The organism is Umezawaea sp. NPDC059074 (genome assembly GCF_042738955.1).
Taxonomy (GTDB): Bacteria; Actinomycetota; Actinomycetes; order Mycobacteriales; family Pseudonocardiaceae; genus Umezawaea.
Genome location: NZ_JBHYHC010000017.1, coordinates 19,716 through 30,423, shown reverse-complemented (window position 1 = coordinate 30,423; position 10,708 = coordinate 19,716). Strand labels below are relative to the sequence as shown.

At 74.2% G+C, this 10,708-nt stretch carries 5 protein-coding genes; 4 read left to right on the top strand and 1 reads right to left on the bottom strand.

What is annotated here, in order from left to right; translation table 11 throughout:
- Positions 1-5 precede the first annotated feature (5 nt).
- The 4 genes from ACFWW9_RS10780 to ccrA all read left to right on the top strand — a co-directional run bounded on the left by ACFWW9_RS10780 (position 6) and on the right by ccrA (position 9,498).
- Entirely contained in the window at positions 6-5,882 is a 5,877-nt protein-coding gene (locus ACFWW9_RS10780) for an SDR family NAD(P)-dependent oxidoreductase (protein WP_390374432.1), read from the top strand.
- Positions 5,879-7,081 carry a cytochrome P450 gene (locus tag ACFWW9_RS10775; RefSeq protein ID WP_390374430.1) on the top strand — a complete coding sequence of 401 codons (1,203 nt, stop codon included), beginning with the start codon at positions 5,879-5,881 and terminating at the stop codon, positions 7,079-7,081. The genes ACFWW9_RS10780 and ACFWW9_RS10775 overlap by 4 nt, the downstream gene beginning before the upstream one ends.
- 79 nt (positions 7,082-7,160) lie before the next feature.
- Complete coding sequence (locus ACFWW9_RS10770; RefSeq protein ID WP_390374428.1) at positions 7,161-8,129, top strand: class I SAM-dependent methyltransferase; 969 nt, start codon at positions 7,161-7,163, stop codon at positions 8,127-8,129.
- A gap of 34 nt (positions 8,130-8,163) precedes the next feature.
- Positions 8,164-9,498: a crotonyl-CoA carboxylase/reductase gene (gene ccrA, locus ACFWW9_RS10765; protein ID WP_390374426.1), complete on the top strand. Its 1,335-nt coding sequence runs from the start codon at positions 8,164-8,166 to the stop codon at positions 9,496-9,498.
- Positions 9,499-9,549: 51 nt separating this feature from the next.
- On the opposite strand, the gene ACFWW9_RS10760 is transcribed toward ccrA, so the two are convergent.
- Positions 9,550-10,707, bottom strand: coding sequence for an acyl-CoA dehydrogenase family protein (locus ACFWW9_RS10760; RefSeq protein ID WP_390374424.1), 1,158 nt, complete (start codon positions 10,705-10,707; stop codon positions 9,550-9,552).
- Between the last annotated feature and the right edge of the window lies 1 nt (position 10,708).

The window sequence follows — 10,708 nt, the reverse complement described above, 5'->3', positions numbered from 1 at the left end:
GACCGATGGCTGTGCCTGACAAGATCGTCGAAGCGTTGCGGAAGTCGTTGCAGGACAACGAACACCTCCGCGTGGAGAACCGGGCGCTGGTCGAGGCCGCGCACGCCCCGGTGGCGATCGTCGCCGCGGCGTGCAGGCTGCCGGGCGGGATCGACACGCCCGAGGCGCTGTGGCGGCTGCTGGACGAGGGCGGTGACGCCGTCGGACCGCTGCCGACCGACCGCGAACGGCCGGTCCTCGACCACTTCCGCGGCGGGTTCCTGCGCGACGCCGGGCACTTCGACGCCGCGTTCTTCGGCATCTCGCCCAACGAGGCCCTGGCGATGGACCCGCAGCAGCGGTTGCTGCTGGAGACGTCGTGGGAGGCGTTCGAACGCGGCGGCTTCACGATGGCGGCGCTCAAGGGCAGCCGCACCGGCGTCTACGCGGGCGTCATGGGCACCCACTACGCCCACGCGTCCGCCTACGACCTGCCGGAGGGCGTGGCGAACTTCGTCACCATGGGCACGCAGCCCAACGTGGCGTCCGGACGGCTGGCCTACGCGTTCGGGCTGGAGGGCCCGACGGTCACGGTGGACACGGCGTGCTCGTCGTCGCTGGTGGCGCTGCACCTGGCCGCGGGCGCCCTGCGCGCGGGCGAGTGCGACCTCGCGCTGGCGGCCGGGGCCACCGTGCTGCCCGACCCGTCGGAATACCTGAGCGCGGCGGCAGCGGCGGGCGCGCTCGCCCCCGACGGTCGCTGCCGGTCGTTCGCGGACTCCGCCGACGGCACCGGGTTCAGCGAGGGCGTGGTGGTGCTGCTGGTCGAACGGCTGGCCGACGCGCGACGCCTGGGCCACCCCGTCCTGGCCGTGGTGCGCGGCTCCGCGGTGAACTCCGACGGGGCCAGCAACGGCCTCAGCGCGCCCAACGGCCCGTCGCAGCAACGGGTCATCGCGAGCGCGCTGGCCGACGCCCGGCTGCGACCGTCCGACGTGGACCTGGTGGAGGCGCACGGCACCGGCACCACCCTCGGCGACCCGATCGAGGCCCAGGCCGTGCTGGCGGCCTACGGCCAGGACCGCGTCGACCGGCTGTGGCTCGGCTCGCTGAAGTCGAACATCGGCCACACCCAGGCCGCCGCCGGTGGCGCCGGGGTGCTGAAGGTCCTGCTGGCCCTGCGGCACGAGACCATGCCGCGCACGCTGCACGTCGACCGGCCCACCAGCCGGGTCGACTGGACCGAGGGCGCCGTCTCCCTGCTCACGGCCGGTCGCCCGTGGCCGCGGGGTGGCCGTCCCCGCCGGGCCGGTGTGTCGTCGTTCGGGGCCAGCGGCACCAACGCGCACGTGGTCCTGGAGGAACCGCCCGCCGAGGAGCCGGTCGAGGACGGGCCGCGTCCCGCCGTGGTGCCGTGGCCGTTGTCGGCCCGCACCGAAGGCGGCCTGGCCGACCAGGCGGCACGGCTGGCCCCGCACACGACCGGGGACGCCGTCGCCGTCGGGTCCGCGCTCGCCCTGACCAGGACCCACTTCGAGCACCGCGCCGTCGTGCTCGGCCCGGACCACGCGGGCGGTCTGGCGGCGCTGGCGGCGGGCGGCCGGGCCGCGAACCTCGTCACCGGACGCGTCCGGCGAGGTGGGCGGACGGTGTTCGTGTTCCCCGGCCAGGGGTCGCAGTGGGCCGGGATGGGCGCCGACCTGCTCGCCACCTCACCCGTGTTCGCCGCTCGCCTGGCCGAGTGCGAGGCGGCGTTCGTGCCGCACCTGGACTGGTCGCTGACCGACGCGCTGCGCGACGGCCGACCGCTCGACGTCGACGGCGTGATCCAGCCCGTGCTGTTCGCGGTCATGGTGTCGCTGGCCGAGGTGTGGCGCTCGCACGGGCTGCGGCCCGCCGCGGTCGTCGGGCACTCGCAGGGCGAGATCGCCGCCGCCTGCTTCGCGGGCGCGCTGACCCTGGAGGACGCCGCCCTGGTCGTGGCCCGCCGGGGTCGCGAGCTGACCGCGTTGGCCGGTCTGGAGGGGATGCTGTCGGTGTCGGCCACGCCGGACGAGGTGGCCCGACGCCTGACGGGCAGGCCCGAGCTGTCCGTCGCGGCCCTCAACGGTCCCGAGGCCGTCGCGGTGTCCGGGCCGTTGGCGGAACTGGGGAACCTGGCCGCCGAACTGGCCTCCGACGGCGTCCGCACCCGTCGCATCCCGATCGGGTACGCCTCGCACTCCCCGCAGGTGGACCAGATCCGCGACCGGCTGCTCGCCGTGCTGGCCGACATCCGGCCCCGCACCCCGCGGATCCCGTTGCGCTCCACCGCGACCGGGCAGTGGGTGCGCGCCGCCGACCTGACCCCGGACTACTGGTTCGCCAACGCCCGTCAGCCGGTCGACTTCCTCGGCGCGACCAGGGACCTGCTGGACTCGGGCCACCGGACGTTCGTGGAGTGCAGCCCGCACCCGCTGCTGGTGCCCGCCGTGCTCGCCACCGCCGAGGACGCGGGCGAGGACGTCGTGGTCGTCGGCTCGCTGCGCCGCGACGACGGCGGCGAGGCGCGGATGACCCGCTCGCTGGCCGAAGCCCACGTGCGGGGCGCGCCGGTCGACTGGACGCCGATCTACCCGACCGCCCACCGGGTCCCGTTGCCCACCTACGCCTTCCAGCGCGAGCGCTACTGGCTCGGCCCGGTCACGACCGGACCCGCCGACCTCACCGCCGCCGGACTCGACCCGTCCGGGCACCCGCTGCTCGGTGCGCGGGTGGACCTGGCGGGTGGTGGCACGGTGCTGACCGGCGTCCTCTCCCCGGCCACCAGCCCGTGGCTGGCCGACCACGCCTTCGGCGCCACCGCCGTGCTGCCCGGCGCGGCGTTCGTCGACCTGGCCGTCCACGCGGGCGACGGCGCCGTGCTGGACGACCTGACCGTGCGGACACCGCTGGTGCTGCCCGCGTCCGGCGACGTGACCGTGCAGGTGCGCGTCGGGACGCCCGACGCCGACGGCGTCCGCGACGTCGAGATCGACTCCCGCCGCGACACCGCCGTCGGCTGGACCCGGCACGCCACCGGCACCCTGTCCACGGCCACCCGAACGCCGGAACCCGCGGGGGAGTGGCCGCCCGCGGGGGCGGAGCCGATCGACCTGGCCGGGCGGTACGAGGACTTCGCCGCGAGCGGGGTCCACTACGGTCCGGCGTTCCGCGGCCTGCGGTCCGCGTGGCGGCTCGGTGACGACGTGGTCGCCGAGGTCGCGCTCCCCGAGGACCAGTACCGCCACGCCGCCGGGTGCGCCGTGCACCCGGCGCTGCTGGACGCGGCGCTCCAGACCGTGGGCCTGCTGCCGCCCGGCGCGGTCGAGGACGGCGCGCTGCCGTTCGGCTTCGGCGGCGTCGCCGTGCACGCGACCGGAGCGACCGCGCTCCGCGTCCGCACCCGGTCCACCGGCCGGGACGAGGTGAGCATCGAGGCGACCGACGTCCACGGCGACCCGGTGCTCACCGTCGAGTCCCTGGTGGTCCGCAAGTCCGGGGCACCGTCCACGACGGACTCCCTGTTCCGGCTGGAGTGGACCAGGATCGCGGCGGGGGAGACCGCCGGACCGGTCGACGTCGAGGTGCTGTCGCTCGCCGACCGGCCGGTCGGCGACCTCGCACGGGACGCGCACGACGTCGTGCACGAGGTGCGGGCCGCCCTGCGCGACTGGTTGGCCGACGAGCGCCACGACCAGTCCACGCTGGTCGTCCGCACCAGCCGGGCCGTCGCCACGACCGACACCGAGGACGTCCTCGACCTGCCCGGCGCGGCCGCGTGGGGCCTGGTGCGCGCCGCGCAGTCCGAACACCCGGACCGGTTCGTGCTCGTGGACACCGAGGACGAGCGGGTCGTGGCCGCCGCCGTGGCCACGGGCGAACCGCAGGTCGCCGTCCGAGCGGGCGACCTCCTCGCCCCCCGGCTGGTCGCCGCGCCCGCCCCGAGCGGCACGACCACGTTCCCGCCCGGCGGCACCGTGCTCATCACCGGCGGCACGGGCGCGTTGGGCGCGCACCTGGCCCGGCACCTGGTGTCCTCGCACGGCGTGTCCCGGCTGTTGCTGGCCAGCCGTCGCGGGCTCCCCGCACCGGACCTGGCCGACCTCGACGCGCACGTGGACGTCGTCGCCTGCGACGTCGCCGACCGGGAGGCGCTGGCCGCCCTGCTCGCCACGATCCCCGCCGAGCACCCGCTGACCGCCGTCGTCCACGCCGCGGGTGTCCTGGCCGACGGGCTGGTCGAGGACGTCGACCCGGACCGCGCGGACCTGGTGCTGCGCCCGAAGGTCGACGCCGCGCTGCACCTGCACGAGCTGACCGGCGGCCTCGACCTGACCGCGTTCGTGCTGTTCTCCTCGGCCGCCGGGGTGTTCGGCAGCCCCGGCCAGGCCGACTACGCCGCCGCCAACACGGTCCTGGACGCCCTCGCCCACCACCGCCGCGCCACCGGTCTGCCCGCGCGGTCGCTGGCCTGGGGCACCTGGGACGTCGAGGACGGCGTGGTCGGCGACCTCGACACCGCGCGGCGGGAACGCCTGCGCCGGTTCGGCAAACCCCTCGGCCCGGCGGAGGCGCTGGCGCTGTTCGACACCGCGCTCGACGTCGACGCGCCGCTGCTCGTGCCCGCCCGGCTGGAGGTGCCGAGGACCGACGACGTGCCGCCGTTGCTGCGCGCCCTCGTGCGGAAGTCCCGCCACACCACCAGGAGGCCGCCCAAACGGGTCACCGCGCTGGACGGACCGGCGCTGCGGGACGCGGTGTTCGGCCAGATCGCCGAGGTCCTCGGCTACCCCGGTCCGGAGACCGTGGTGGGGGACCGGGGCTTCCTGGAACTCGGGCTCGACTCGTTGACCGCGGTCGAACTCCGCAACGGCCTCAGCCGCGCCACCGGCCTGCGCCTCAAGGCGACGATCGCCTTCGACGCGGGCACCCCCGACGAACTGGTGCGCGTGCTCACGAAGGTCGCCCGGCCCGCGCCGCCGCCCACGGCCAGCGACCCGATGGACGCGCTCGACGGGCTGTTCCGCCACGCGCTGAGCGTGGGGCAGCGCAAGACCGGCCAACGGCTGATGCGCGAGGCTGCCCGCCTGCGCCCGATGGCCACCTCGCCCGACCAGTGGCCCGCGCTGCCGCGCCCCGTGCGGCTCGCCGACGGTCCGGACGGCCCGGCCCTGGTGTGCTTCTCGTCCATCGTCGCCATCGCGGGCGCCCACCAGTTCGCCCGCTTCGCGGGCCAGTTCCGCGGGGTGCGGCCGTTCCTGGCGTTCGACGTCCCCGGATTCAACGCCGGGGAACTGCTGGCCGCGGACGTGGACACGCTCGTCGGGGCGTACGCCGACGTGATCGCCGAGCAGGTCGGCGGGCCGTTCGTGCTGCTCGGCAGCTCGTCCGGCGGCTACCTCGCGCACGCCACCGCCACCGCCCTGGAGGCCCGCGGCATCCGCCCGACGGGCGTGGCGCTGCTGGACACCTACCTGATCGGCGACCCGACGATCATGAACGACCGGGTCCAGGAGCACCTGATGGGCGGCATGTTCGACCGCGAGGACCAGTACGTCCGGGTGGACGGCGGCCGGTTGTCCGCGATGGCCTGGTACGGCGGCATGTTCGAGGACTGGACGCCCGGACCGTGCGCCGCGCCGCTGCTGCTGGTGCGCGCGTCCGAACCGATCGACGGCATGACCGACGACCCGGAGTCGGACGACTGGCGCGCCCGCTGGGACGACGCGCAGACCGTCGTGGACGTGCCGGGCAACCACTTCACGCTCGCCGAGCAGCACCTGGAGCACTGCACCGCCGCGGTGGAGAAGTGGCTCCGCACCCTCGACCCGGTACCGCCGGGCGGCCGCGACGACGTCGACAAGGAAGAGGCCACCGCATGACCGACACCCCGTCCGTGCCCGATCTCGCCATCCGGCGGGGCTGCCCGTTCGGCGAACCCGACGGCAACGCCGAACTCCGCGAGGAGGGGCCGGTCACCCGCGTGCGGCTCGGGTCCGGGAAGGAGGCCTGGGCCGTGTGGACGCACGCCGCCACCCGTGAACTGCTGCTGTCGGACGCGTTCAGCGTGGACCGCAAGCAGCCCAACTACCCCTCGCTGGTCCCGTACAACGCCGACGTCGGGTTCCGCGCGTCCATCGGCGAGATGGACGCGCCCGAGCACGGGGCCGCGCGCCGCGCCATCAACGGCGAGTTCACCCAGCGCCGCGTGGACACCATGCGGGAAGACATGCGGAAGGTCGTCGACGAGCTGATCGACGCGATGCTCGACGGCCCCAACCACGCGGACCTGGTGCCCGCGCTGGCGTTGCCGGTGCCGACGACGCTGATCTGCGACCTGCTGGGCGTTCCCGACGCCGACCGCGACACGTTCCGCGTCCGCTCGGCGACCATGATCGACCTGTTCACCCCGCCGCAGGACCGGATGGCCGCGATCGGCGCGCTGCTGGGCTACATCGACCAGCTCGTGACCGCCAAGGAGGACGAGCCCTCCGACGACCTCCTCGGCCGCCGCATCCGCAAGGCCCGCGAGGACGACGACGGCACCGACCACCAGGCGCTGGTGGAACTCGCGCTCACGTTGCTGGTGGCGGGTTTCGAGAGCACGGCGAACCAGATCTCGCTCAGCATCGCCGCCCTGCTCCAGCACCCCGACCAGCTGGCGCTGCTCCAGCGGGAACCCGAGCGCTGGCCCGCCGCGGTCGAGGAGCTGCTGCGGTACTGCAGCATCCTCAACCCGGTGTCCTACCGGGTGGTCAAGGACGACGTCACGATCGCGGGCGTGGCCATGAGCCGCGGCGAGGGCGTGGTGGCGCTGGGCACGGCGGTCAACCGCGACCCCGAGGTGTTCGCCGACCCCGACCGGCTCGACGTCACCCGCACCGAGGGCAGGCACCTGTCGTTCGGCTACGGCGCGCACATGTGCATCGGCCAGCACATGGCCAGGACCGAGCTGCTGATCGTCTTCGAGACGCTCTTCCGCCGGGTGCCGACGCTGCGGCTCGCGGTGCCCGCGGAGGAGCTGTCGTTCAAGGACGAGGCCGCCGCGTACGGGCTCAACTCGCTGCCCGTCACCTGGTGACGGGGCCACCGCGCAGATATCGGGACGCTACGGCGCCCCGCGAGACTCGTGCCCATCAGCGAACCGACAGGGGAAGAACATGGAATCCACCGGCGGTCCGGCGGCGATCAACGCGTTCATGGACACCGTCAGCCGGTTCAACGGTCCCAGCGAGTCCGCGGTGCTCGACACCGAGGCCAGTGACGAGTTCAAGGGCCACTCGATCTGGCTCTACAACATCGCGGCGTTGATGGCCGCGCGCGGTGAGATCTGGAACTGGGGGATGGACGACCCGGTGCTTGCCAAGGAGATCGACGAAGTCCTCCCCGGCAGTCTGGACTTCTGCACCGACGGCGTGTCCGAGCAGCTCTACTTCCGCGCCCTGCGGGAGTTGCCGCTCGCGCTGGGCGACTACGCGGGCAGGACCGTGCTGGAGATCGGCAGCGGCGCGGGCGAGGGGCTGAACTTCCTGTCCCGCGCGGCACCCGGCGGCCGGTTCCTCGGCGTCGAGCTGTCCCCGATGGCCGTGCGGCGGGCCAACGCCCTGCTGGCGCGCGGCGACGACCTGCGCTACATCCAGGGCGACGCCGAGTCGCTGCCGCTGGATGACGTGTCGGTCGACGTGGTGATCAGCGTGGAGAGCTCGCACAACTACCCGCACCCGGACCGCTTCATCGCCGAGGTGGCCAGGGTGCTCAAGCCCGGCGGGTACTTCTCCTACCTCGACGGCTTCACCGAGCACCGCTACGACCTGACGACGTTGCTCAAGCGGGACGTGCCGGGCTTCGAGTGGCTGTCCGAAGAGGACATCTCCGAGTTCGTCCGCGCGGGCATCCGCAAGAGGATGGCTCCGGGCAGCCACTTCCGGAAGGTGTCCGAGGTGGGCACGAGCAAGCTCAAGCGGCACGTCGCCTTCCAGATGCAGGCGACCACCATGGGCAGCCCGTTCATCGGCATGGAGACCAGCCCGGCCGTGCGGGCGTTGCAGAAGATGGGCAGGTTGCCCTCCGCGTGGACGCTCCCGGTGGAGAGCTACGTCCACAGCGTCGCCCGCAGGCGCCCCGAGTAGACGCGTCCCGACCCGACCGAGGAGACGAACAGGCATGGATGCTCTCGCAGCGGCCGCGGTGCGCGGCGCGAACGCGGACGAACTGCTCGGGCACGCGGTGCCCGAGCGGTACCGGGCCGCGCACACGCGCGCCGAGGACGTCGACATGTTCCAGGGCGTCGCGGAGAAGGACGTCCGCGAGTCCATCCGGGTCGGTGACGTGCCGATGCCCGAGCTCGCGCCGGACGAGGTGCTGGTGGCGCTGATGGCCAGCTCCATCAACTACAACACGGTGTGGTCGGCGACGTTCGACCCGGTGCCGACGTTCGCGTTCCTCAAGCACTTCGCCCGCGAGGGCGGCTGGGCGCGGCGGCACGACCAGCCGTTCCACGTGCTCGGCTCGGACGCCTCCGGCGTCATCGTGCGCACGGGCGTCGGCGTGCGGCGCTGGCAGGTCGGCGACCGGGTCGTCGTCACGCCGGTGCACGTGGACGACCAGGAACCGGCCGTGCAGAACGACGGCATGATCGGCAACTCGCAGCGGGCGTGGGGCTACGAGACCAACTACGGCGGCCTCGCCGACTACGCGGTCGTGCGCGCCAGCCAGCTCGTGCCGAAACCCGCCCACCTCACGTGGGAGGAGGCCGCCAGCACCCCGGTGTGCGCGGCCACGGCCTACCGGATGCTCATCAGCGAGCGCGGTGCCCGGATGAAGCTCGGCGACGTCGTGCTCGTCTGGGGCGCCGCGGGCGGGCTCGGCGCGTTCGGCGTGCAGATGGTCAAGCAGGCCGGTGGGATCGCGGTCGGTGTGGTCGGCTCCGACGACAAGGCCGACCTGGTGCGCAAGCTCGGCTGCGACGTCGTGATCGACCGGTCGGAGATCGGGCTCGGCGACCCCGGCGACCCGCGCGCGGTGCTCCAGGCGGGCAAGAAGATCGGCTCCATCATCCGCCGCGAGACCGGCGACGACCCGCACATCGTGTTCGACCACGTCGGGCGGGCCACGTTCGGCATCTCGATGTTCGTCGCCCGCCGCGGCGGCGCGGTGGTCACCTGCGGGTCGAGCACCGGCTACCAGCACACGTACGACAACCGGTACCTGTGGATGAAGCTCAAGCGGCTCATCGGCAGCCACGGCGCCAACCTCCAGGAGCAGTGGGAGTCCAACCGCCTGTTCGACCTCGGCCTGGTGCTGCCGGTGCTGTCGGAGGTGCACGCGCTCGACGGCGTCGGCGAGGCCGCCCGGCTCGTGCAGACCAACCGCCACGTCGGCAAGGTCGGCGTCCTGTGCCTCGCGCCGAACGCGGGCATGGGCGTGACCGACCAGGCCAAGCGCGACCGCCTTGCCGCCATCCGCCCACCGGTGATGGAGCCCAAGGTCACCGTGTGACCACGGGGCCGCTCCCGTCCGCCGGTGGTCGGGAGCGGGGTGGTGGGCTGGTCAGCGGGTGGTGTCGAGGGTGCGCACGGCGTGGTCGGCGAGCAGGAGTTCGCACATCTCGGTGCTGCCCTCGATGATCTCCATCAGCTTCGCGTCGCGGTAGGCGCGGGCGACGACGTGGCCGTCGTGGGCCCCCGCCGAGGCGAGCACCTGGACCGCGGCGGCGGCACCCTCGGCGGCTCGGCGGGCGCTCTCGTTCTTGGCCAGCAGGGTCGCGATGACGGACTCCGGCGAGCCGTCGTCCCAGCAGCGGCTCGCGTGCTCGCACAACCTGGTCGCGACCTGTTCGCCGGTCACCAGGCCCGCGAGGTGCCTGGCCACGAGCTGGTGCTCGGCCAGGGGTTTGCCGAACTGCGAGCGGGTGGCGGCGTGGCGGGCCGTGGCGTCGCGGCAGGCGCGGAGGATGCCCACGCAGCCCCACGCCACCGACTTGCGGCCGTAGGCCAGCGCGGACGCGACCAGCAGCCCCAGGCCCGCGCCCGCGCCGAGGACCGCGGACGTCGGCACCCGCACGGAGTCCAGCACCACGGCGGAATGCCCGGCGGCGCGGCAGCCCAACGGGTCCGCGACCGGTTCGACCCGCACGCCCGGCGCGTCCGAGGGCACCACGACCACCGCCCCACCGCCCTCGGTGTGGCGGCCGAACACCACGAGCAGGTCCGCGTAGCGCGCGGCGGTGACCCACACCTTGCGCCCGTCGACCACGACGGTGTCGCCGTCCGGGCGGATCGTCGTGGACATCGCGGCCAGGTCGCTGCCCGCGTGCGGCTCGCTGAACCCGACCGCGGCCAGCTCACCACCGGTCAGCCGGGGCAGGTACGCCGCCCGCTGGGCCCGGTCGCCGAGCCGCCGCACGGTCCACGCCGCCATGCCCTGCGACGTCTGGACACTGCGCACCGAGCCGCACAGGCTCCCCGTGTGCGCGGTGAACTCGCCGTTGACGACGCTCGACCAGCCGAGCCCGCCGTGCTCGACGGGCACCTCCGCGCACAGCAGCCCGTCCGCGCCGAGGCCGCGCAGCAGGTCCACCGGGAGCACCCCGGCCCGGTCCCACCCGCCCGCCCGGTCGCCGACCAGGTCCGTCAGCCTCCTCGCGTGCTCCGCGGGTGTTCCGCCCGCGGTGTCGTGCCTGCCGGTCGTCTCGGCGGTCGTGCTCATG

Excerpts from the sequence above, each read along its gene's own strand:
- ACFWW9_RS10780 (WP_390374432.1), top strand. The coding sequence starts at position 6 with ATGGCTGTGCCTGACAAGATCGTCGAAGCGTTGCGGAAGTCGTTGCAG.
- ACFWW9_RS10770 (WP_390374428.1), top strand. The coding sequence starts at position 7,161 with ATGGAATCCACCGGCGGTCCGGCGGCGATCAACGCGTTCATGGACACC.
- ACFWW9_RS10775 (WP_390374430.1), top strand. The coding sequence starts at position 5,879 with ATGACCGACACCCCGTCCGTGCCCGATCTCGCCATCCGGCGGGGCTGC.
- ccrA (WP_390374426.1), top strand. The coding sequence starts at position 8,164 with ATGGATGCTCTCGCAGCGGCCGCGGTGCGCGGCGCGAACGCGGACGAA.
- ACFWW9_RS10760 (WP_390374424.1), bottom strand. The coding sequence starts at position 10,707 with ATGAGCACGACCGCCGAGACGACCGGCAGGCACGACACCGCGGGCGGA.